Genomic DNA, 23,406 nt, shown 5'->3' with positions numbered 1-23,406 from the left:
CTATTCACAGCCCCGAAAAACGCAGTGCCGTGAATAGTAGCCCACTCTTTACTTTTTCAATTTCACACGAATCCATTTCAGTGCCTGAACAACAGGCAGATTGGCAATTGACAAGCCAAATACTGTGAAAAGCTGTGCCATGTTCAATGTCTGCACGCTGAAGATCTTATGCAGACCCGGTATCATCAGCACAGAGGTGATCAATACTAATCCTAACACAAATGCACCTATAAGGTAAATATTATTAAAGAATTTCTTAGTAAATAAAACAGGTCTTACGGATTTGCAGTTAAATCCATGGACCAGTCTGGAGGTACAAAGAGTTCCGAATGCCATAGTCATAGCCAGCAGCGGACTCTGCTGATATCCGATGTAAAAACCAATCATAGTCATAATACCGATCACAAGACCTTCTGTCCCGATATAGGAGAGAAAATCCCTGGTCAGTATGGACTCATTCATGGGACGGGGTTTTTCCTTCATGACATCTTTTGTATGAGGTTCCAGTCCCAGGGCAATAGCCGGAAGGCTGTCGGTCAGCAGATTGATAAACAGCAGATGCACGGGCGCAAACGGTACCGGAAGATTTGCAAGGGATGCATACAATACCGCCAGGATTCCAGCAAAGTTTCCGGAGAGCAGGAACTGGATAGCACTTTTAATGTTCTTATAGACATTTCTTCCGTTTTCCACGGCTTTGACGATGGTTGCAAAGTTGTCATCCGTCAGTACCATAGAGGCAGCATCCTTGGAAACCTCAGTTCCGGTTATCCCCATAGCCACACCAATGTTGGCCTGTTTTAAAGCCGGAGCGTCATTGACGCCGTCCCCTGTCATGGACACAATATTTCCCTTTTCCTGCCATGCCCTTACAATCCGGATCTTATGTTCCGGTGAAACACGTGCGTAGACGGAAATGCCTTCCACAAAGTCCTGCAGCTCCTCATCCGTCATGTTCTCGATCACAGCGCCCTCACAGGCCTCTGATTCATCCTTCAGAATGCCGATACGCTTTGCAATAGCCGCAGCAGTTACCTTGTGGTCACCTGTGATCATGATAGGCTTGATCCCGGCGCTGATACATTCCGCAACCGCGTCCTTTGACTCCTCACGGGGCGGGTCCACCATTGCGATAAGTCCCAAAAATACCAGGTCCTTTTCATCCTCCACACAGAGCTGTTTACCATCTTCCACTCTTTTATAAGCAAATGCCAGAACACGGAGGCCATTTCCGGAGAAATTCCGGTTCTGATTTTCGATGGCAATGCGGTCCTCCTCTGTAATGGGCACGATTTCACCATTTTTCTGGATGGAACAGACACGGTTCAAAAGAACATCCACCGCGCCCTTTGTGATCATGGTTGCACCCTCTCTTAAATTATGAAGGGTGGACATCATTTTACGGTCACTGTCAAAGGGCACCTCACTGCATCTGGGGTATTTGTCACGTACAACCTCTGCGGGGCGCCCCAGTTTATCCCCCTGATTGATAAGGGCTGTCTCTGTGGGATCCCCAATCTCCTCGCCATTTTTATTGGTGGAGTCATTGCAGAGGATACTGTGGCGGAGAAGCTGTTTCTGTGCGGCATCATCCAGGTCAATATCCTTTGCCGGAATCTCACTGCCCTCCACATAGTAGTATTCCACAGTCATTTTGTTCTGGGTCAGGGTGCCTGTTTTGTCTGAACAGATGATAGATACACTTCCAAGACCCTCCACAGCCTGCAGTTTCCTGATAATTGCATGTTCCTTGGCCATCTTCTGCGTTCCGAAGGAAAGAACAATGGTGACGATAGAACTGAGTGCCTCCGGAATGGCGGCTACAGCCAGAGCCACGGCAAACAAAAAGGCCTCTCCCCAGGATTCTCCCCTGAAAACACTGACTCCAAACAAAACGCCGCAGAAAACCAGGATTATAATGGACAGCTTCTGACCAAACTGATCCAGGTTCATCTGCAGAGGTGTCTTTTTCTCTGAGGTGGTTTTCAGCAGTTTTGCAATTTTTCCCACCTCTGTCTCCATACCGATGGAGGTTACCAGGAAGGAGCCACGACCGTAGGAGACAAAGCTTCCGGAGAATACCATATTGGTCCTGTCGCCCAAGGGCACCTCCCCCTCGATGGGGTCCTCTGTCTTATCCACACCCAGACTCTCGCCTGTCAGTGCGCTTTCATCCACCTTGAGGCTGGCGTTTTCCAAAATACGGCCGTCGGCGGGTACATAGTCACCTGCCTCCAGCATGACAATATCGCCTACTGTGACCTGGTCAGACGGGATTTTTACCACATCCCCGTTTCGCAGGACTTTTGCCTCAGGCCCTGACATGGCTTTCAGGCTGTCAAGGGACTGTTCCGCCTTCACGGTCTGCACAGTGCCCAGAATGGCGTTCATGGTAACGACCACAAGGATAACAATGGCGCTCTCCATTTCTCCCAGAACACCGGAGACAATGGCAGCCACGATCAGGATGATAACAAGAAAATCCTTGTACTGCTCCAGGAAAATCTGTGGAATGGATTTTTTCTTTTCCTCCGTCAGCGCATTGGGACCGTATTTTTCCTGGTTCACCTTGATCTGCTGGTTTGTGAGAGGCTGCGTACTTCCATTGACGGTTTTCTGCGCCTCTGTCCTCGACATTTGATAAAATTCTTTCATTCGCTCTCCTCCAAACGTTTTTGCGGAGCACATGCAGTGCTGCCCTGGTTCTGTGTGTGGCTCCGTACTGCTTATCTCTAGTGTGCATTGTAAAAACCTCTTTCATACCACTTTGCCGGTATGCACTGCCAAAACCCACGGTTTTTTATGGCCTGTAACGCAAAAAAAGCGAGGCTTTTACTGCACAACCAGCATGCAATAAAAGTCTCGCTGTTTCATCACGATACGGACGGGATCTCTCCCATCGAGATTGACGATATCGCAAACGCCTGCGGCGCCAGCTACTCCCTCTTATTAATGGATACTATAACCGATTGGCTTTCAGCTGTCAATGACAAATTTGGAAAATATTCCTGCCACAGCGCCATCTGCTGCTTTACGCTGTCCTCTACTCCAGATACATATCCCTCAACATCTCTGTTTTCTCATCCGTAAGCCCCAGCCGCTCTCTCAGAAAAGCTCCTGTACTTCCACACTGTCTCTCTGTCTCCGCAAACATGGACTCTATGTAACTTCTCTCCGCTCCGTTTAAAATGCGGATTCCACTGAGAATACGTTCGTTCTGAACCTTTGCAGCCACCTTTGCGGTCATGGCCTCTGTCTCCGGCTTCAGATATCCGTTCGTCAGGAGATAATCCCGGATGATCACTTCCCGTTCCACACCCAGCGCGGTCAGCAGAAGGGCTGTGGCTGTGCCCACCCGGTCTTTTCCTGCAGAGCAGTGCCAGAGGACAGCCCCTTCTTTTTGAGCTGACAGGATTTCAAAGAAATGTTTCAGCCCTTTGATAGAAAAGGGGTCTGATGCAAGCGCCAGATAGATGGCTTCCATTTTTTCCTTGGGATGGTTTTCTGCCTCTTGCAGCAGTTCCAGGATCATAGCGGAAAGGCTGTCCGCCTGCTCCTGGCCCTCCCTGGTGATCCCCAGCATGGCGTCACTTAAAAGGGGGGTATGTATGAATTCTATTCCCTTTATCTCCGGGTCCGGCAATTCGGCTCTCTCACCGTTCGTTCTTAAGTCGACCACTGTTTTCAGTCCATATTCCTCTGTCAGACGCCTGATATCAGCCTCCGTACATTTTCCAAGGGCACCGCTCCTTATCAGGCGGTGAGGTCTGATGGTCCTGCCGTCCTTTCCTGTATACCCTCCCAAATCCCGTGTATTATAAACAGGGCCTTCCATTTCAATCCTGCTGCACATAGTATCCTCCTCCATAAATAACAGTAATATGTAACTGTTTTCTTCCCTCACAGTTACAGGCAAAAGTCCATGCCAAACCGCCTCCGGGCAAAAAATTCCGCGTACGAAAATGGGGCTGCCGGCCGTCCGCATCCCCATTTCATATTTACAGTTATTCTATTATTTTACCACCGGAAGGAGGCTGATTGCAAAGGTAAATTCATTTTCAACAAAGCGGTACTGCTCCAGAAGTCTGGGACCGCAGCTGTTGGAACCGATGCCGTTCTGGCGGTGATCCAGACAGAGCACGGTATAAGGTGAAGCGTTCAGCTCATAATTATGGGCCTTTTCTGTCAGTTCCTCCTGGGTATATACCGATGCATTAAAGGAGAATGTACATGAACTTACTGCTGCAAGGCTGATCCTGCTGCCTTCTGCCTTCACATAATCACAGTCATCATGACTGCCGTTCTCCTGGGGACGGATATAATCCTCATGCAGGTCTTTTACACTGGCATGGAATTCATCATGATAACTTGCTTTCCGTTTATCCTGATAGCTTTCCACAGGGCCTAATCCATAATATCTGATCTCAGCCATATCACGGGGCAGGAACAGGCGAAGACCGAATCTTGGAAGCTCCGGGAATTCCGGATCTTTCTTCACATCCAGCTTCACGTCAATCCTTCCGTTGGCATGAATGGTCCATGTGGCATCAATGTCCAGAATTCTCTGGATGATGATCGCTGAAACCGACAGAACCGTGTGGATCTGCACTTCATCCTCCAGGACTGTGTAGTCTGTGCGGTAAGCTCTGGCCACAATTTTGTCGTATTTTGCTTTTCTCCAGATATTCTTTATGTTTCTGTCGTTGTCTGTTGGTGCTCTCCAAACGTTGTATTCCATTGGGCATTCCAGCACTCTGCAGTTTACATAACTAAGTTCGGAAAATAATCCGGTAAGCTTGTCGTAGGTATAGGAGAATTTGTCTGTGCTCACAAACAGGTTTCTGTCATCCTGAGCCACGCTGAATACAGGGGGCTGCCCGGCTACTTTTCCTGTTTCCCCTGATTCCTCTGTCACTTCCAGAATCTTGACTGCTTTCTGGTTTCTCATATCCGCCGTCTGAAGCTGCACTTCATCAAAGCCCAGTTTAAAGCCCTCCGGCAGGAATTTTGTTGCCTTCTGCAAATGGTATTCCAGCTTCAGATAGCATTTTCCGGCTTTGGGCACCTCATAAGAAAGTGCAATGCTCCCCTCCTTGTGCGCACTGATATCCGGCATATTGTCCGGGCAGATCTCCCCTTCTCCAATAATGGTCCCGTCACAGTTTACAGTATAAGTGATATAGAGATAATCCTTTAAGTTTACATAATCCATGTAATTGTGAAGAACTGCCTCTTTTTTCTCCTGGTCAAAAGAAACCACTCTGGCCGGGCGGTGTACATTCTTAAATTCCCGAAGTCCGGTGTGGGGTGTACGGTCAGGGTACACCAGGCCGTCCATACAGAAATTGCCGTCCTGGGGATATTCCATATGGTCCCCGCCGTAGGCGTATTTCTTTTTGCCCTCAATGGTCTTGCCCATATAAATGGCATGGTCGCACCACTCCCATACAAAACCGCCGCAGGCGCCGTCATACTGCTGGATAACCTGGAAATAGTCCTCAAAGTCACCGGGGCCGTTGCCCATTGCGTGGCAGTATTCGCACATAACATACGGTTTGTCGGGATTCTCCGCAAAATACTGGTGGATCTCCTCAATGGCAGGGTACATCCGGCTGTGCAGGTCTATGTTGGAATAATCATACTTTTTATCTTTTGCTGTATAGCGGGCGCTCTCAAAATGGGTCAGTCTTGTATGGTCAAATTCCTTTGTCCAGGCAAGTGCCGCCTCAAAGGTACATCCATATGCACATTCATTTCCCATGGACCAGATCACCACGCAGGGACGGTTCTTGTCTCTGTGCACGCAGCGCTGTGTCCTGTCCACAGTGGATTCTGTAAAGGCAGGATTGTCCGCTATGGCATGGTTCCATCTGGATGCCCTCTCCTCCCAGGAATCATCCTCCATATAGATATCCGCGGTTCCATGGCTCTCGTTGTCCGCCTCATCTATGACAAAAAAACCGTATTCGTCACAGAGCTGATAAAACTGCGGCGCATTTGGGTAGTGGCTGGTACGGATACAGTTGATATTGTGCTCTTTCATGAGCTGCAAATCCTTTTTCATCTGTTCCAGGCTGATGGTAAATCCTGTGACAGGGTCACTGTCGTGACGGTTGGTTCCGTGGAATTTCACTTTTTTTCCATTTATGTAAACCACTCCGTCTTTGCTGCAAATTTCACGGATACCCATGCGGTCCGTGATGACCTCTCCACCCGCTTCCAGAACCAAGGTGTACAGGTATGGTTCCTCCGCGTTCCAGAGAACCGGATCCTGAAGGGTTATACTGATTCTTCCATCCTCTGATACCTGGCTGCTCTCGGCTGCCAGGCTTCCCTCTGCATCATAGACAGAGATTTTTACAGGTACCGCTGCATTAAAATACGTCACTGCCACGTCCACTGCCGCGCTCTTTCCATCCGGCGCAATGTCTGTTGTAAGAAAATAGTCAAAAATACCCTGTGCAGGACGTTTGAGCAGATATACATCCCTGAAAATGCCGCTCATGCGGAATTTGTCCTGGTCCTCCAGATAACTGCCGTCGCACCATTTCAGGACCAGCACCGCCAGGGTGTTTTCGCCCTCTCTCAAAAAGCTGCTCACGTCAAATTCACTTGTGGAATGTGATACCTGGCTGTAGCCCACATAGCTGCCGTTTATCCATACATAAAAGCAGGAATCCACTCCCTCAAAGTTCAGGTAAGTCTTTGGGGCACTATCATTTTGGGCATAGCTGAAGGAATGTACATAAGCTCCGCAGGGGTTCTCCTGGGGCACATACGGCGGGTCCATGGGGAAGGGATAACGTGTATTGGTGTACTGGTGTTTGTCATATCCGAAATTCTGCCAGCACCCCGGTACAGGGATCTCATCAAAGCTTTCTGTATTGTATCCCTCCCTGAAAAATTCCTCTTTCAGGTCATAGATACTATCAAAATATTTGAATTTCCAGTTACCGTTCAGAAGCTGGAATCTGTGGGAATTCTCTCTGTTCTCACACAAATCGTCTCTCTGTGTGCCGGCAGGTATATAGTAGGCCCTGTTCGGCATGGTGTTCTCGTGCAGCATGTGAAGGTTTTCATAATATCTGGGTACAATCATTGGTCATAGCCCTCCTGAAAATGTATTTTATACTGTGACTTTTCCGAACCGGCGCAGAAAATATGCAGGCCCGCCGAAAAGCCGCCTCATACTGCCTATTATAAAAGACAGAACAGCAAAATCCATATCCTGTATTAGACAAAACATGCACAAAATGATACAATCAAGAAAAGAAAAAACAAAACTCCAAGAGCAAGTAAGGAGAGTCATCCTATGTATGTAAACACCGGATACTTAAACCATGCGGAAACAGATTTGGAAAATATGCAGGTCCCTCTGCGCATAAACAGCAGCGGGGTATACAGAGTCATCACCCGCCCGTCCATGTCCACATTAAGGCCCAAAGGCCGGGCTGATTACCAGCTTATTTACATTGCTTCCGGGAGTGCCTGGTTTACCATAGGCCAGGAGAAAGTGGAAGTGAGTGAGGGGAATATGGTCCTTCTGCGGCCCTTCGTCCGCCAGGAATATATGTATTACGGAAAAGACAAACCAGAGGCCTTCTGGGTGCACTTTACCGGATACCGGGCAGAATCTCTCCTGGAGGAAGCCGGGTTTGCACAAAATCAAATTGTCTATGCAGGTGTTTTTTCTGAATACAGGGACCTTTTCTTCCGGATGATACGGGAGCTTCAGGTGTTCCGCCCTGCCTATGAGGACCTGCTCCCCCTGCTTTTACAACAGCTCCTTCTGCTGGTGCGCCGCCACTGCATGGAAGGGCCGGGGGAGAGACACCGGATTCAAAAAGAGATGGAAAAGGCAATACATTACTTTAATGAAAATTATTACCAGGACATAAAGATCGAGGAGTATGCCAGACAGCAGCACATGAGCACATGCTGGTTTATCCGCAGCTTTAAACAGTACATGAACGTCCCGCCCCTCAAGTATCTCACCTCCGTCCGGATCCGCAGGGCCAGGGAGCTTCTGGAGACTACGGACTATACGGTCAGTGAGATCGGCGCCCTGGTAGGGTATGATAATCCTCTGTATTTCAGCAGGATCTTCAAAAAGCAGACAGGGGTGTCTCCGGCTGGATACCGGAAAACATGACCCTGTCTGCACAGATATTTCCTATGACTCTGCCAGCAGCCCCCGGATTCCTTTGGCGGCATCTTCATCCAGCACCACCAGGCCTCCCGGAAGAAGCTTCAGGACTGTACCCGGAAGTTCCTGCGTGGGCTGTGAATCATACATTTTCTTTACAATATCCTGCTTAGCTTTTCCCGAAACCTGCAGGATCACCTTCTTTGCCTCAAACATGTGATGTACTCCAAGTGTGATTCCCCTGGTCAGTTTCATAGGTCCGGAAAAATATTTCTGCCCTACATGCATGGTGGTCTCCGACAGGTTTACCACCTTTGCATAATCCTCAAAATCTCCTCCCGGCTCGTTCAGTCCCAGGTGTCCGTTCATGCCCAGCCCCAGCAGCATAAGGTCAATACCTCCGCGGCTGGATATGATCCCATCTATCCGTCTGCACTCTTCCTCCAGATCCTGCGCGTGAACCTGAAACAGATGCATCTTCTCCGGCTGGATCTCCAGCGGACCATACAAGTGCTGCTTTAAAAAGTTTGTGCAGTTTTCACTTTCATCCTCCAGATCCAGCCACTCATCCAGCGCAACAAATTCCGCCTGGGAAAAGTCAATAAGTCCCTGTTCTTTCATTTCCTTCAGTATCTCACAGGTCCTTACCACCGTGCTGCCTGCGGGAAAACACAGCAGTGCGTCCCGCTTCTCATCCAGACACGCTTTCACAAGCTCTGCGCACCGTCTGGACATACCTTCCATATCCGGCATAACCTCTGTTGCCGGAATCTTAATGGGAAGACATGCTCCCATCTCTTCCGCGATCTCTTCCATGCAGTTAGGCAATGTTTTATCCTCCTTGTTCTGTATAATACAAGCCGTACAGTGATTCCTGTATTTGCAGGGAATGTACGGACATCTGCATATTTTTTTCATGCTCTCACCTCTTTATTATCTGCTCTTATCCCTTCACTGCCCCCATTGCCAGACTCTTCTGAATGTTCTTGCTCAGAAATACATATAAAAACAGCGTTGGAATAGTGGCAATGGTCAGCCCTGCACCGATAAGTCCCCATTTGGTAGAATATTTCCCCACCATATCGTTGACGCCCACGGTGATGGTCTTATACTTTTCTCCGCTTACAAACGCAATGGCAAGCATCATCTCATTCCATGCAGACAAAAAGGTAAGGATAGCAACCGTAGACAGTATGGGCTTTAACAGCGGCATAATGATCTGCCAGAAAACCCTGTAAATATTTGCCCCGTCGATAAATGCGGCTTCCTCCAGCTCTTTTGGCAGCGACTCCAATGTCCCCACCATCAGCAAAATAGCCGTGGGCATGGCAAATGCCACATAAGGGATAATAAGCGCCCAGTAAGTGTCCAGCACCGGTTTCATATTTACAAACAGAGGAAGCAGCACTGCATGGATGGAAAGCATCATCCCTGTCAGGAAAATGAAATAAACCAATTTGCTCAGTTTCCATTTCAGCCGCACAATAGCATAGGTAGCCATAGCGGACAAGATCAGGGTAAATGCTATGGTAAGCCCCGTAACCACTGTACTGTTAAACAAATATCTGCCCAGATGGGCCTTTTCAAATACCTTGGAATAGTTTTCCCACTCCCATTTCTCCGGCAGCCCTATAATATTCCCCCCAAAGATTTCACGGTTGCTCTTCAGGGAAAACGTAAACATCCAGTAAAGCGGAAACAACTGGATCACTGTAATAAAAAGTAAAATGATCGTTTTAACCGTACCGGTCTTCTTTCGTTTTGAATTTCTCCTTTTCATACCGGCTCCTCCTAATCTTTCTGGATATGATTAAATATTTTCTGCACCACAAACGTAAATACCAGGCATTCCAAAATAATGAAGATTGCTATGGCACTGGCGTACCCATATTCATTTGTCACAAATATTTTCTTGTACATCAGAAGCGATGGCACTTCTGAGGCGTGGACAGGCCCGCCGTTGGTCAGAATATATATCAGATCAAAGGATTTCAGGGAACCGATGATGGCAAAGATCACACAGGCTTTTATCATTGGCACGATCATGGGTATGATGACCCTCACAGCAGTCTGGAATCTGTTGGCACCGTCCACATGGGCCGCTTCGATGATTTCCGGTGATATGGACTTGGCTGCGGAATACAGCAGCAGCATATGATATCCGATATACTGCCATACCATGGGAACAAAACAGGCCAGAAGCGCTGTCCCATTATCCCCCAGCCATTCTCTCTGCAGGGCATCCAGTCCCACCGCGCCCAGTCCCATGTTTAAAAGGCCATAAGAAGGGTGGTAAATTTTCAGCCACAGATGGGCAATGATCGTGCCTGAAATAATCACCGGGACAAAAAATGCATTCCTGTAAAAATTTTCACCCCGGACGCCGCCGGCAAGCACCAGCGCCAAGATCATGGAGATGGGGAGCTGGATAAACACAGAAGCAGCGGCCAGTAAGATTGAATTCCAGATGGATTTAAAAAACAGAGGGTCCTGGAACATTTTAATATAATTTGCCGCACCGATAAATTTTGCCTCAGTCACCCCGTCCCAGTCCAGCAGGCTGTAGCCTGCTGACTGAAACACCGGGAACAGCGCGATCGCGCAAAACCATATAAGTGCCGGCAGTACAAAAATACATATTACTTTTTTATCCCTCAATGCTCGTTCCATACTACTGCCTCACTTTCCCTCTCTGTACTTACTCCGTATCCCCTTTTTTCACCTGAACCTGCGCCTCCTGCATTCCCGCCGCAAATTCTTTTGGTGTTGTTGTACCAGCGATCAGTCCCTGGAGCAGTTCGTAATGTTTTTCTATTGCGGTTCCTTCCAGGAAAGTATCCCAGGCCAGCACATAACCGTCCGCATCTTTGATCAGGTTTTCAATCTGCTTTAAGGTGGGGCTGACCTCAGATTCATCTACATCTACCTTCCATGCCGGAAGGCTGTCCCCAATTTTGTATGCCTCCTCAGACATATATTTCGTGATCCCTACTGCAAATTCATATGCCATATCCGGATATTTCGTGTTTGCGTTCAGCATGATCATATCAATGGCACCGCCTGAGAAACTGTTGACACCGCCTTTTCCTCCATCCACGGTTGGCATTGGCACTGCCTTGATCTTTCCCTGGATATCATTCTCATCGCTGTCGCAGCCGGATGCCACCCAGCTTCCGCCGTAGTACATGGGGACCATTCCCATATAGAACTCCTCCTGGGCTTCCTCAGCTCCAAGTCCCAGCGTTCCATCCGGAAAAGCACCTGCTTCATTTAAGTCGCACAGCAGTTGTGCGGATTTTATGATTCCCTCTGTATCCAGAGTCTCTTCGCCCTGCAGCGCACGGTTCATGTAGTCCGCGCCTTCTGTGCGCACTGCAAGGGCATTCTGGATCATTCCGATATGCCATCCGTCCTTTGCCCCCAAAGCCATGGGTGTCACATCCCCGGCCCGGAAGGCTTTTACTGCCTGAAGCAGGTCTTCGTATGTCTCCGGTATCTTTACGTTGTACTCCTCAAACAGTTCTTCATTGCAGAACAGGGCTCCTGCCCACTGTTTCAGCGGCAGACCGTACACTTTATTATCATATGTGCCATATGTAAGCGTACCGTCCAGCAGCTGGTCCTTTGTATTATTTTTCTCCATCAGTTCATCAAGCCGGAGCACATTCCCTGCGTCCACATAATTCTTCGCGTAACCCCCGCCCCAGCACACAAATACATCTCCCTGGGAACCTGTTGCGGCTGCAACTTTCAGTTTATTATTCTGATATTCAACCTCCTGTGTGGCAACAGCCTCAATATGCACATTGGGATGCTCTTCCTCAAACTTATCCACATAGCTGTCTACGATCTCCCCCATCTCCGCATCCGGCCATATATGCCAGAAAGTCAGGTTGATCTCATCCTCCGAAGACTGAGTGCTCCCGCTTTTCCCTGTATTCTTCTTTTCTTCTGCATTGCCCCCGTTTCCGCCGCATCCCATCAAGGCCGCCGTCATAGTTCCTGCCAGTACAAGCCCCAATACTTTTTTTGCTCTCATATTTTATCTCCTTTTCCCACTAGATATTTTCCAGCCTTCTCACCGGAAATCTGCCTGCTCCTTCTTCAATGTTCCCATAAATCTTACCCGTCATGATCTTGTTCGTTCTTTTCAGCCCCATCAGCACGGCTCCTATTACCGGCTCATATTCGGCTGCGATCACATTGGCTCCGGGTATCCTTTTTAATATTTCTTCCTCCACTGCTTCCTGAAATTCCCGGAATTTACACTTAAAGATACTTCCCGAGAGTACAATATCCGTGTCGCACCCCAAAATTCCCATTTTGTTCATGCGCGCTTCCAGAAAGGACACTATTTTTTTTCCATACTCTATCCAGATGTCCCCTGCCGTCCTGTCACCCTCCCGGGCAGTTTCCTCAAGTATGATCGGAAGGCTCAGATAGTCGCTGCTCTTGATTTTTCCCGTGACCTGCATATAGAGCAGTTCATCCACGGTACGTGCCCGAAAATGTTCCAGCAGACGCGGTGTCAGCGCTGTCTTTTCCAGCAGCCCCATATGAGCGTCAAACACTGCCTGGACTGCCTTTCTGCCCAGACTCCAGCCTCCCTGATACTCATCCGGAATATAAAATCCATACACAAAACAGTCCTCTCCGTTCTGTACCGCACAGTTCAGACCTGAACCTGCGCACAGGATTCCGCACTGCTGTTTTCTGGTTGCGGCACGCATGGCAATGATACAGTCATTTACAATTTTCACATCCGATTTCGGAAAGTGTTTCTGTAACTCATTTTCCAAAAGTTCTGCCTCGTAATCCCAGTCGATCCCTGTGAGGCCTCCCAAAACTGCTGTCACATCCTCTCTTCCCAAGCTGTATCCGCAAAGAGCCTGGTCAGCAGCCTGGAGGATTGCCTGCACCGCATATTCCAGGCTGGTGCTGGAATGGCACGCCCCGTAGCTTTTCCCCATTCCCAGAAGGTTTCCCTCCTGGTCGGCTAAGACGGCATGGGTTTTACTGCCGCCCTGATCAATACCCAATACATATTTCATACTTTGCCTCCTGGCTTATAAATGAAATTGGGGCAGATATTCTTTGTTGGCTTCCAGAAGCTCAGGCACCAGCTTCTCCACATATTCCCATTGGCGGACAAGGGGATGTGCCAGGAGTGCCAGCTTCATCTTTCTCACGTCGCCCTCCACTGCCGCTTCCACGGCAAGCTGCTCATAGTTCTTGACCGCTGCCACCAGGCCCCAGCACATGGATGGAACTTCTGTCACATGCAGCGGCTGCATCCCGGTCTTGTTTACAAGGCACCCCACTTCCACCACTGCGCTGTCAGGCAGGAAGGAGACAGCACCTTTGTTCGGTACATTTACCACCATCTTAGTATCCACATTATTATAGACTGCATTCACGAAGCCCATAGCCACCTCAGAATAACCGCCGCCCCCTCGTTTTGCCAGGGCTTTTGGCTTCTCGCAGTTTGTCTCGTCCGCATATGCGGCGTATACATCCTTTTCCAGTTCCTGCACATACTCCCCGCGGGTCTTTGGGGCGGCTTTAAACATGGCAACCTTTTCATTGGTGTGGTAATACCACTGCAGATATGGGCTTGGGATCACGCCCAGCAGTTTGATCAGCTCCAAATCCACATCGTCATTCTGTGCCGCTATTTTTTCAAACTCCGCCTCTGTGACAGGGCGTCCGTCAATGGTGATATTGCTGATGAAATTCATATGGTTCAGCCCCATGTAATCATACTGTACCTGTTCATAGGGGATGCCCAGGGCCCGCTTTGCCCACATTTTGGGGAAAATGCCGCCGGAACAAAATCCTGCGATATTGGCGTTGGTGTAACGGGTGACAGCCTCTGTCACAAGACCGGTTGGGTTAGTATAATTAATGAGCCAGCCGTTTGGAGACAGCTCCTCCATTTTTTCTGCGATTTCCAGCATAACCGGTATTGTCCGGAACGCTTTCATCATTCCCCCCGCTCCTGTAGTTTCCTGGCCTACCAAATTGTACCGGAGAGGGATCTTCTCATCCTTTACTCTTTGTTTGTTGCCCCCCACTCTGATCTGGGTATCCACAAAATCCGCACCGTACAACGCCTTGTCCAGACTGGTTGTTGCACGGATCTCCACATCCAGTCCCAGCTTTTTTGCAAATCTTTGGCAGAATCCCTCCATAATGCCCAGACGTTTTTCATCAATATCATAGAGCATAATCTCTTTTACCGGAAGCTGTTCCTTTCTCATTCCCATTTCGTCCAGCAGTTCCGGGGTATAGGAGCTTCCCGCTCCCACAATTGTAAATTTCATTCCCTCCATATGATTGACCTCCTTTATTGTTTGTGTAGCGCTCCACATTTCCCGATAGAAAAAACACATCCTTCATATGTGCCTGTTTCTGTTGTGTATCGTTACACATTTATCTGAAAGAACAAACAAGGAATATTCCTTGTTGTCCTAATCATTCATTCTGTTGTCTCACGGATGACCAGTTCCGGTTTTATGATGATCTTCTGTCTCGGTGTCTCCGGGTTCTGTATCTGTCCAAGGAGCACCTGCACTGCTTTTGCGCCCACTTCATACAAGGGCTGGCGGATCGTTGTCAGCTTCTTCAGTCTCTTCTCCACACCCCAGGGCTTGTCATCATCAAACCCTACGATCTTAATCTCTTCCGGTATGCGGATCCCTGCCTCCTCAAGCGCTATCATGCCTCCAAAGGCTGTATTGTCCGCACCAAAGTATATGGCATCCGGCAGTTCCTCCCTGCCGTGCCCCATAAGCCAGGTCTTCACAGCCTCATATCCCTGGTCAACACCAAACTCCTGGCACTCCACAACGGATATGTATTGTGCCAGGCCCTGCTGCTCCATGGCTGCCAGATATCCCTGCCATCTGCGCAGTGCCGCTTTTGTCCCTTTAGCGCCTGTGACATGCATAATGCGCCTGCATCCCTTTTTCACTAAATGGTCAACAGCCAGCTTGGAGCCATAAGTATTGTCCACCAGGACATTGTTTACATTGGCATCCTCCACCTCATTCTCCACTACCACAAAAGGAAATTCCATCTCCGCGCGTTTGCGGATCAGATCCGCATCATCCAGATCACTACCATAGATGATAGCCCCGTCTGTGGCCCCGTTGCTGAAAAAATCTATATAGTTTTCCTTTTCTCCTCTGTCATTTCTCCCACTGCAAAAGATAACCCGGAAATGGTTTTCTTTCACGGTATCTTCCACCCCTCTGATCACATCAAAGAAATACTGTTCTGTCAATGAGTCCAATATAACCCCCACAACATTTGTCCTCTGCAGTACCAGGGACCTGGCCAGTGTATTTGGCTTGTAGTGAAGCTCTTTCATGGCCTCCCGAATGCGGCTCCTTGACTCCGGGCTTACACCTGACTGGTTGTTAAGGACCCTGGATACCAGTGTCTTTGACACACCTGCTCTCTTTGCCACATCATATATTGTCACCATATTGTATCTCCTCTTTTCATGTACAATCCTATCATGTGTATCGTTCCACGTCAATATCTTTTTGTGCATTATATCTAATTCCTACCTATTACACAAAAATATATCTTGATTTTCTGTAATATTTACTGAAAATAAAGACTTTAATCTGCTGCCAATAAAAGAACCTCACCTGGAAAATCGAGTAAATAAATGCCCCGGGAAATGTGCCATGATGCAGCACATACCCGCGGCATTTTCTCTTTATCTTCCGCTCAACAAATCTCGGCACCCGCCGGCATATCCTTATCCGGTGTCATAAGTGCCAGTTCTCCGTCCGGCCCCTCTGCACACAAGATCATTCCTTCAGATAAGATTCCTGCCAGTTTTGCAGGCTTTAGATTCACCAGGACCATTACTTTTTTGCCCACCATATCTTCCGGCTTGTAGTTTGCCTTGATACCGGAGACGATCTGTTTCACCTGACTTCCGATCTTCACCTGGGAGCAAAGAAGTTTTTTTGATTTTTTCACTTCCCCGCAGGCAATGATCTCACCCACCTGGAACTGCATTTTCATAAAATCATCAAATGTCACTTCCGGTTTTGCCTTTATATCCACAACCGGCTCTTCTTCCTTATTCTCTTCTTCCGGTGCGTTTGCTGCCGCCTCGGCTGCACGCATAGCTTCCACTTTTTCTATGATCACTTTCACATCAAGACGTGCAAAGAGAATTTCCGGCCTCTCTGTCACTTTGCTGCCTGACGGATATAAACCAAAGTGATCCAGTTCCTCATAGGATCTCTTTGCCGCGTTTAACTGGGACAGAATTTTCTCTGTCGTCTCCGGCATAAAGGATTCCAGCAGGGATGCGCCCATACAGATGCCTTCAACCAGATTATAAAGCACCTCTGCCAGACGGTCTTTCCTGCTCTCGTCCTTCGCAAGGGCCCAGGGCATTGTCTCATCTATATATTTGTTGCAGCGTTTGAACAGGGAGAATATTTCTGTGATGGCGTCCGCCACACGAAGTTCTTCCATTTTGTCCTCTGCTTTTTTCTTTGTTCCAAGTACAACCGCCTTCAGATCCTGGTCAACCGGCTCGGCCACACCTGTACTGGTCACAATGCCGTCAAAATATTTGTTGGACATGGAGATCGTACGGTTTACCAGGTTTCCAAGGGTGTTGGCCAACTCGGAATTCAGGCGCTCCACCATCAGTTCCCAGGTAATGACACCATCATTCTCAAAGGGCATTTCATGCAGCACGAAGTAACGCACAGCATCTACCCCAAAAAAGTCTACAAGCTGGTCTGCATAGATAACATTTCCTTTGGATTTGCTCATCTTGCCGTCCCCCTGTAAGAGCCAGGGATGTCCGAATACCTGTTTCGGAAGGGGCAGGTCAAGAGCCATCAGGAAAATGGGCCAGTAAATAGTATGGAAACGGATAATGTCTTTACCGATCAAGTGCAGATCAGCAGGCCAGTCCTTCTTAAACTGCTCTGTACTCTCCCCGTCACAGTTGTATCCGATTCCGGTGATGTAGTTTGTCAGGGCATCCAGCCACACATACACCACGTGTTTCGGGTCAAATTCAACCGGGATCCCCCATTTGAATGAAGTCCTGGACACACACAGGTCCTGCAGTCCCGGAAGCAGGAAGTTGTTCATCATCTCATTTTTTCTGGAAACAGGCTGGATAAATTCCGGATGTTCATTGATATGGTCAATCAGGCGCTGGGCATATTTGCTCATCTTGAAGAAATATGCCTCCTCTTTGGCCGGAGTTACCGGACGTCCGCAGTCCGGACATTTGCCGTCCACAAGCTGGGACTCTGTGAAGAAGGATTCACAGGGAGTGCAGTACATCCCCTCATAATGCCCCTTGTAAATATCACCCTGGTCGTACAGTTTTTTGAAAATCTTCTGTACTTGTTTTTCATGATAATCATCTGTGGTGCGGATGAACTTGTCATAGGAGGTGTTCATCATATCCCAGATATTTTTAATTTCCCCTGATACCTGGTCCACAAATTCCTTGCAGGTCACGCCGGCTTCCTCTGCCTTCATCTCGATCTTCTGACCGTGCTCATCTGTTCCTGTCTGGAAGAACACGTCATAACCCTGCTGTCTTTTAAATCTGGCGATACTGTCAGCCAGCACTGCTTCATAAGTGTTGCCAATGTGCGGTTTGCCTGAAGTGTAGGCAATCGCTGTGGTGATATAATATTTTTTCCTGTCCATTTGTATCTCCTTTACTTTGCTGTGGAACAAAAAAAACACCCATCCCCTCATTCTGAGAAGACGAGCATTTCCACCCGTGTTACCACTTCTTTTTATCCGCGCCTCACAGCACAGACCTCATCAGGTACCTGCATACCTTCCCGCTGTAACAGGCGGAACCTGTCGCAGCCTTGCTGCCCCTGCTGCTTATGTCAGGTTACAGTTCGGTGCGCCTCTCAGGAGCCATCTTCCGCACAGTCCTCTTTGTTCCTCTCAGCACCCGGAACTTCTCTGTAAAAGAAAATCTGCACATACTCTCTCCGTCCTCGTGTTTCCACTATAATTTTCATGCTAGCACATTTCCTGTTTTTTGTAAAGCCGGAAATTTTGTCTTTACGGTCAGTGGTTCATACCTATGACCATGCCCAGAATATAAGGTACCAGCCAGACAAGCCAGACAAAAATACTGAATTTGTGAAAGCTCTCCTGTTTCTTCTTATCCTTCTTCACTAGCACCAGGGTTGCCCACAGTGCATGAAAAAGCATCAGAACAATTGCCAATGCACCTGTTATGCCGTGGAGCCCCATACCGTTCTGTGCCCCAGCGCCTTCTTTTGTGATTAAGCTCATAATTGTAGTGCCGGTGGTGTCAAAGACAAGGCCAAGCCAGAAAATAAAAACATGCTGCTTTTTCAGAGTATGTGCCTTTCTCTCTGAAAAAACGCCTATGGTATAGAAAACAAGCGCCAGCGTAATGGTTATAATGGCCATGATCAGTTTGATATCCATAGATATATGCCCCCTTTATTTTTATATATTGGTAACCATCCGGTCCCCTGCAGGTACTAAAGTATTACGCGCATTACACTATTATAGCACGCCTGCCCGGAAGCACAAGAGAAAAGCCGGAAGACAGGGCAATTTCTCCTTGCTCTGTCCTCCGGATGTTATGGCATACCTGTTATCCTCTTTATGGTTATCATATATTTATGTATTATTATAGCTCACCGCGGGACTCACGCTCAATAAGTTCCTGCATGACCGCAGGATATTTTTTATCCAGCTTATAGAGGGTCAGTGTTATAAGGACTGTCACCCAGACAACAAGAGGTCCGAATTTATAGATATTGATGATCATATCCACTGCTGACTGGGGCTGCATGACAGCACCTGCGGAGGAACTGATGTAACCCGCCGCCGATAAAAGCCCTGTGATAATTGCAGAAGACAACCCGGCTCCCAGTTTCATACCCACGGAACTCCCCGCAAAGATCAGGCTTTCCTGACGAATATGTGTCTTCCACTGCCCAAATTCAACCACATCCCCGAGAAATCCAAATACTACCGCGTTCAGCGGCGCAAGTCCAATGGCACGGACAATGCAGCTCATGACCATCCAGGGGAAGCTGGTTGGGTTCAGGAAGAAAACAAGCTGACCCATAAGCGCCAGCCAGATGCCTGCCAGGGACATATTTCTCTTCCCAAACTTTTTCAGCAGAACAGGACAGCAAAAAGTCACTGCTACAATTAATAATGTCTCTGTCAGATACAGGGTACTGTACATCCAGGTATCATTACCAAATATATATTTGCAGTAATATGGGAGGATCGTTCCGGTGATGCAGTAAATTCCGTTCTGCATAGTCCATAATACCACAACTGCCCAAAAATACTGGTTGCATACAAGTGCTTTCAACGCATGTTTCACAGGTACCTTTTTCTGGTTTTTCTTTGCCTCGATCTCTACTTTTTCTTCACATTTGAAAAAGCAGATAAGCAGGAGCACAAGAGCTATGGCTGCCCACATTGCCATGGTTTTCACCCAGGCTGCCTGATCGTCTCCGAACAGTTTCACCACCGGCATGGTACAGGTCACAGCCAAGATCCGGCCAAAGGGGGACAGCCCCATCCTGACAATACTCAGCATATCCCTCTCGGATGAAATCCTTGTCATCATGGCAGAAAGACTGCTGTAGGGAAGGTTGATAGCCGTATAACAGACTGTATTGCAGAAGTTATAAGTGACAAACATATATAAAAATTGAATGCTCACCTTAGACTGGGGAACCGCAAACAGCAGCACTGCCGAAATTGCAAAAGGTACGCACATCCACAGCAGCCAAGGCCTGGATTTTCCCCACCTGGTATTGGTCTTTTCCACAATGATCCCCATTATGGCATCCGAAACACCGTCGAAAATACGGGATAAGAGCATAACTAATCCTACGGTTGCTGCATTGATGCCCACATAATCCGTATAAAACAGTGTGAGCAGCGTACTGATCATACCGAAAACCACATTGCAGGCCGTATCTCCGCATCCGTAAGCTACACGTGTTCCCCAGCCCAGTTTCCCGCCTGACTGCTGTATTTCCGTAGTGTTTTCATTTTTCATACCACATCTCCATTCCTTTCTCTTCTCAGAGAAGTTCTCTCTCGATCCTCTCACGTGCTTCCGGGGCCTGCCGATTCATTTTTTCCGGGAATCCAAACATGGATACACAGGCAATGTTGTCCCCGCCTGTCTTGGGCGCATCCTCACGTAGCTGCTTCTTGGCAAAATCCATCTCCCGCAGGGTCTCAAAAATCCCGTCAAAATCCACATCGCCCTCCCCCATAGCCAGGTGCTGGTGAATGGTCACGTCAGCCTTTCCCCGGCCGTTCAGCCACGGGGGATTGGCAATATAACGGCAGTCCAGGGTCTGGTTAAAGGTATCCGCAAAGAGCACATGGGTCAGTTCATCCCCTGCGTAGTGCAGCATGGAGCGGACATCCCCTTTTCCCTCATCATAGAAAAAGCCGTGAGGGGATGAATACACATATCCCAAATGTTTGGAACGGAAGGATTTGACCATGTCACATGCCTCATTGTTAAGCTCACAGAAATCATAGGGATGAGACTGGATCTCCACCCGGATATCTTCTTTTTCCATTATGGGAAGCAGCTCCTCCATGGACTGAAACCACATACCATTGCAGGTCTCCTGCCTGTTTGGGTCACCGGACAGCTCTGTGTTGATGACTCTCACACCCATATCTCCGGCGATTTGGATCATACGCTTCCAGTTGCGCACTGCAAACTGGCGCTCCTCCTCTGTGGGGCCAGACCAGCGGTATACCACAATGAAAGAAGAGATCTCCACGCCTGTCTCCCTTAGGGCTCTGCGGTATTCGGCCTCACATTCTTTTGAAAAGAGGGGATGTTTGTAAAAAGGATTGATGCGGGGATGGGGGGACTGTTCGATATACTCATATCCCCAGTCCGCCACCTGATGCACCATCCGGTTGATGTCCATCTGCTTTGCCAGGACATCAACGTCAAATGCTATCTTCATGTTAATTCCTCCTGTTTTACTGGCTGATGGTCTGGCGGAGCGCATCAATCGAGGTGTTTACCCCTGCCTCCACAGACATAGTTAAATCTTCCATCTCCAGGGATATATCCCCATGATAACCCATCATGCTGAGAACAGAGAAGAATTCCTTCCACCACTGCAGGTCTTTTCCGCAGCCCACAGCGACGTAATTCCACACCCGGTCAGAGGATTTGGTCACAGGTTTTGGTTCCAGGATACCGTTTGTGTCTGCCAGGCCCCGCTCGATGCGGGCATCTTTGCCGTGCACATGGTAGATACAGCCTTTCAGGGCACGGGCCGCCGCAATGGGGTCTGCTCCCAGTATCATCATGTGGGACGGGTCAAGATTGATGCCGATGATGGGATCTGTGGCCTCTCTCAGCTTCAGCATGGTCTCTGCTGACCATACCATGGTTCCCGGAAATTCCTCAATGGCAATCTGTTCAATCTTATGGTTCTTTGCATACTCTGCGAATTCTTTCCAGAAAGCAATAGTGACTTTCCACTGATATTCATAGGCAGGGGCCATAAAATCCGGCCATGATACGGTTGAAGTGATCCAGTTGGGTGTGGTGTCCGTCTCGTTTCCTGCCGGCAGCCCTGCCATGGCTACGATTTTTGTAACACCCAGTTTCTCTGCCAGGTCCACACAGGCATACATGGATTTTTTATACTCCTCCCCTGTTCCGGATGGCCAGAGAGGGTTGCAGGAGGTATTCAGGGCCGCAATGCGCATGCCCCTCTTCTCCAATTCCTCCTGTAACACTTTAAGCTCTGCCGGGTTCTCCAGAAGTCTGGCTGTGTCACAGTGTTTACGGGCACCCCATCCTCCCGCTGTCATCTCTACTGCGTCGATTCCCAGAGATTTTACTTTGTCCAGCATCTCTGTGTAGGATAAATCTGCAAAAACATCTGTACATATGGCTAACTGCATTTTCTTTCCTCCTCTTTTCCGATTATTTGTAGTCTACCCAAACGCCGCCTTTGTCAGCGGATTCCACACATTTTGTCACCCAGCGGATACCTTCAATACCAGCGTCGATCCCCGGGTAAACAAGATTTTTCAAGGTTTCCTCATCGCCTCTGTTTTTAGCGTCAATGGCTATGGCAAATTTCAGATAAATGTTTGCCCAGCTCTCCGGAAGCCCCTCTGCATGCAGGGCACCCAGGCGCTCGTCAGCATTGCACGCATCGTAAAGGTAGGGCATGGAACGGATCATTTTGCGGATCGGCTCACCCTGAACCTGATAGAGCACTTCGTTGGGCTGGTTGTCGGAAAATTCAACAGAGGCCTTTGATCCCACAATGCGGATCCTGTGTCCGTCCATACAGCCTGCATTCACAGCGGAAGCCCACATACGGCCCACGGCACCGTTTTCATAGCGCATCAGAACGTAAGCATTATCCTCAAGGGGTTCCCGTGATTTTACAAAACTCTGGCGGTCACAGAGAACTTGTTTCAGCTTCAGTTCCGGGCAGATTAATTCTGACATATAAAAGGTATGTGTGGACAGGTCGCCCAGTACAAAGGATGGGCCTGATTTTTCCGGGTCAACACGCCATTTCTGCCCTTCTGAAACTTTATCACCAATCTCATCACAGGCGAAACCGTGTGTGTACTGCAGCTCTACCATGTGAATGTCTCCCAAATCTCCGTTCTGTACCATCTGGCGCATCTGAAGCAGGAGCTGGCTTCCTGAGAATCCGTATGTAACACCCACGATCTTATTCATCTTCTCTGCCAGGGCTTTGATCTCTTCGCCCTGCTCCACTTTGAAGAACAGCGGTTTTTCACAGATCACATGAAGTCCTGCTTTAAGGGCTGCCTTTGTGATCTCATAGTGCGTAAAATTTGGTGTTGCGATGGAAACCACTTCCACACCGTCCGCACGCTTTGCCTCCTCCTCAAACATGGTCTTGTAATCCGGGTATAAACGGTCTTCAGCAACGCCCAGGTTCATACCAAAATCCTTACAGCGTTCAAAGTCAAGGTCAAAAGCTCCTGCCACCAGTTCATATGCCGTGTTATCTCTCAATGCTCCCAGTCTGTGTTTGTAGCCAACATTTCCTGTTCTTCCTCCACCGATCATTCCCCAGCGAAGCGGTCTTTCAATTCTCTTTTCTCCGTTTAACATTTTATTTTCCTCCTGATAAATTCACATTAATTTGCTTTTTTATAAATTGTTTATTCTTTTGATGCTTTTAAACTGCACG

The 23,406-nt window shown here is 48.4% G+C and carries 17 protein-coding genes; 1 reads left to right on the top strand and 16 read right to left on the bottom strand.

Translation table 11 applies throughout. From position 1 onward, the window contains the following. Positions 1-48: 48 nt before the first annotated feature. The 3 genes from A4V09_RS21070 to A4V09_RS21060 form a co-directional block, all read right to left on the bottom strand. A complete protein-coding gene (locus A4V09_RS21070; protein WP_065544049.1) occupies positions 49-2,655 on the bottom strand; it encodes a cation-translocating P-type ATPase in 2,607 nt (868 codons plus the stop codon). A 388-nt stretch (positions 2,656-3,043) separates the two neighbouring features. Beyond that, a complete protein-coding gene (locus A4V09_RS21065; RefSeq protein WP_162291124.1) occupies positions 3,044-3,853 on the bottom strand; it encodes a tyrosine-protein phosphatase in 810 nt (269 codons plus the stop codon). 159 nt (positions 3,854-4,012) lie between these two features. Beyond that, a complete protein-coding gene (locus A4V09_RS21060; protein ID WP_065544048.1) occupies positions 4,013-7,099 on the bottom strand; it encodes a glycoside hydrolase family 2 TIM barrel-domain containing protein in 3,087 nt (1,028 codons plus the stop codon). Positions 7,100-7,312: 213 nt separating this feature from the next. On the opposite strand from A4V09_RS21060, the gene A4V09_RS21055 reads away from it, so the two are divergent. Continuing rightward, the gene (locus A4V09_RS21055) at positions 7,313-8,152 is read left to right on the top strand and encodes an AraC family transcriptional regulator (protein ID WP_065544047.1); all 840 of its coding nucleotides are present in this window, start codon (positions 7,313-7,315) and stop codon (positions 8,150-8,152) included. Between the two features lie 21 nt (positions 8,153-8,173). On the opposite strand, the gene A4V09_RS21050 is transcribed toward A4V09_RS21055, so the two are convergent. From A4V09_RS21050 to A4V09_RS20985, 13 genes are all read right to left on the bottom strand, one after another. Beyond that, positions 8,174-8,974, bottom strand: coding sequence for a glucosamine-6-phosphate deaminase (locus A4V09_RS21050; RefSeq protein WP_157766991.1), 801 nt, complete (start codon positions 8,972-8,974; stop codon positions 8,174-8,176). Positions 8,975-9,089: 115 nt separating this feature from the next. Then, entirely contained in the window at positions 9,090-9,926 is an 837-nt protein-coding gene (locus tag A4V09_RS21045; RefSeq protein ID WP_065544046.1) for a carbohydrate ABC transporter permease, read from the bottom strand. 11 nt (positions 9,927-9,937) lie between these two features. Beyond that, on the bottom strand, positions 9,938-10,816 hold the full coding sequence (locus A4V09_RS21040) for a carbohydrate ABC transporter permease (protein WP_065544045.1): 879 nt from the start codon (positions 10,814-10,816) through the stop codon (positions 9,938-9,940). Positions 10,817-10,844: 28 nt separating this feature from the next. Then, complete coding sequence (locus A4V09_RS21035) at positions 10,845-12,185, bottom strand: extracellular solute-binding protein (RefSeq protein ID WP_065544044.1); 1,341 nt, start codon at positions 12,183-12,185, stop codon at positions 10,845-10,847. A gap of 19 nt (positions 12,186-12,204) precedes the next feature. Further along, on the bottom strand, positions 12,205-13,197 hold the full coding sequence (locus tag A4V09_RS21030) for an N-acetylglucosamine kinase (RefSeq protein WP_065544043.1): 993 nt from the start codon (positions 13,195-13,197) through the stop codon (positions 12,205-12,207). A gap of 15 nt (positions 13,198-13,212) precedes the next feature. Continuing rightward, a complete protein-coding gene (locus A4V09_RS21025; RefSeq protein WP_065544042.1) occupies positions 13,213-14,478 on the bottom strand; it encodes a 6-phospho-beta-glucosidase in 1,266 nt (421 codons plus the stop codon). 146 nt (positions 14,479-14,624) lie between these two features. Next, the gene (locus A4V09_RS21020; protein WP_065544041.1) at positions 14,625-15,635 is read right to left on the bottom strand and encodes a LacI family DNA-binding transcriptional regulator; all 1,011 of its coding nucleotides are present in this window, start codon (positions 15,633-15,635) and stop codon (positions 14,625-14,627) included. A 251-nt stretch (positions 15,636-15,886) separates the two neighbouring features. Further along, complete coding sequence (metG, locus tag A4V09_RS21010; protein WP_065544039.1) at positions 15,887-17,857, bottom strand: methionine--tRNA ligase; 1,971 nt, start codon at positions 17,855-17,857, stop codon at positions 15,887-15,889. Positions 17,858-18,235: 378 nt separating this feature from the next. After that, on the bottom strand, positions 18,236-18,625 hold the full coding sequence (locus A4V09_RS21005) for an HsmA family protein (RefSeq protein ID WP_065544038.1): 390 nt from the start codon (positions 18,623-18,625) through the stop codon (positions 18,236-18,238). 208 nt (positions 18,626-18,833) lie between these two features. Further along, entirely contained in the window at positions 18,834-20,231 is a 1,398-nt protein-coding gene (locus A4V09_RS21000) for an MFS transporter (RefSeq protein WP_065544037.1), read from the bottom strand. 25 nt (positions 20,232-20,256) lie between these two features. Beyond that, positions 20,257-21,171, bottom strand: coding sequence for a sugar phosphate isomerase/epimerase family protein (locus A4V09_RS20995; RefSeq protein ID WP_065544036.1), 915 nt, complete (start codon positions 21,169-21,171; stop codon positions 20,257-20,259). A gap of 16 nt (positions 21,172-21,187) precedes the next feature. Then, entirely contained in the window at positions 21,188-22,126 is a 939-nt protein-coding gene (locus A4V09_RS20990; RefSeq protein WP_065544035.1) for a sugar phosphate isomerase/epimerase family protein, read from the bottom strand. Positions 22,127-22,148: 22 nt separating this feature from the next. After that, positions 22,149-23,327, bottom strand: a complete 1,179-nt coding sequence (locus A4V09_RS20985; RefSeq protein ID WP_065544034.1) for a Gfo/Idh/MocA family protein — start codon at positions 23,325-23,327, stop codon at positions 22,149-22,151. Between the last annotated feature and the right edge of the window lie 79 nt (positions 23,328-23,406).

The sequence above is a fragment of the Blautia pseudococcoides genome, assembly GCF_001689125.2.
GTDB classification, from domain to species: domain Bacteria; phylum Bacillota; class Clostridia; order Lachnospirales; family Lachnospiraceae; genus Blautia; species Blautia pseudococcoides.
This window is presented reverse-complemented; position numbering and strand designations above follow the sequence as displayed.

Coding starts and splice junctions, on each gene's coding strand:
- A4V09_RS21070 (WP_065544049.1), bottom strand. CDS start 2,655: ATGAAAGAATTTTATCAAATGTCGAGGACAGAGGCGCAGAAAACCGTC.
- A4V09_RS21065 (WP_162291124.1), bottom strand. CDS start 3,853: ATGTGCAGCAGGATTGAAATGGAAGGCCCTGTTTATAATACACGGGAT.
- A4V09_RS21060 (WP_065544048.1), bottom strand. CDS start 7,099: ATGATTGTACCCAGATATTATGAAAACCTTCACATGCTGCACGAGAAC.
- A4V09_RS21055 (WP_065544047.1), top strand. CDS start 7,313: ATGTATGTAAACACCGGATACTTAAACCATGCGGAAACAGATTTGGAA.
- A4V09_RS21045 (WP_065544046.1), bottom strand. CDS start 9,926: ATGAAAAGGAGAAATTCAAAACGAAAGAAGACCGGTACGGTTAAAACG.
- A4V09_RS21040 (WP_065544045.1), bottom strand. CDS start 10,816: ATGGAACGAGCATTGAGGGATAAAAAAGTAATATGTATTTTTGTACTG.
- A4V09_RS21035 (WP_065544044.1), bottom strand. CDS start 12,185: ATGAGAGCAAAAAAAGTATTGGGGCTTGTACTGGCAGGAACTATGACG.
- A4V09_RS21030 (WP_065544043.1), bottom strand. CDS start 13,197: ATGAAATATGTATTGGGTATTGATCAGGGCGGCAGTAAAACCCATGCC.
- A4V09_RS21025 (WP_065544042.1), bottom strand. CDS start 14,478: ATGGAGGGAATGAAATTTACAATTGTGGGAGCGGGAAGCTCCTATACC.
- A4V09_RS21020 (WP_065544041.1), bottom strand. CDS start 15,635: ATGGTGACAATATATGATGTGGCAAAGAGAGCAGGTGTGTCAAAGACA.
- metG (WP_065544039.1), bottom strand. CDS start 17,857: ATGGACAGGAAAAAATATTATATCACCACAGCGATTGCCTACACTTCA.
- A4V09_RS21005 (WP_065544038.1), bottom strand. CDS start 18,625: ATGGATATCAAACTGATCATGGCCATTATAACCATTACGCTGGCGCTT.
- A4V09_RS21000 (WP_065544037.1), bottom strand. CDS start 20,231: ATGAAAAATGAAAACACTACGGAAATACAGCAGTCAGGCGGGAAACTG.
- A4V09_RS20995 (WP_065544036.1), bottom strand. CDS start 21,171: ATGAAGATAGCATTTGACGTTGATGTCCTGGCAAAGCAGATGGACATC.
- A4V09_RS20990 (WP_065544035.1), bottom strand. CDS start 22,126: ATGCAGTTAGCCATATGTACAGATGTTTTTGCAGATTTATCCTACACA.
- A4V09_RS20985 (WP_065544034.1), bottom strand. CDS start 23,327: ATGTTAAACGGAGAAAAGAGAATTGAAAGACCGCTTCGCTGGGGAATG.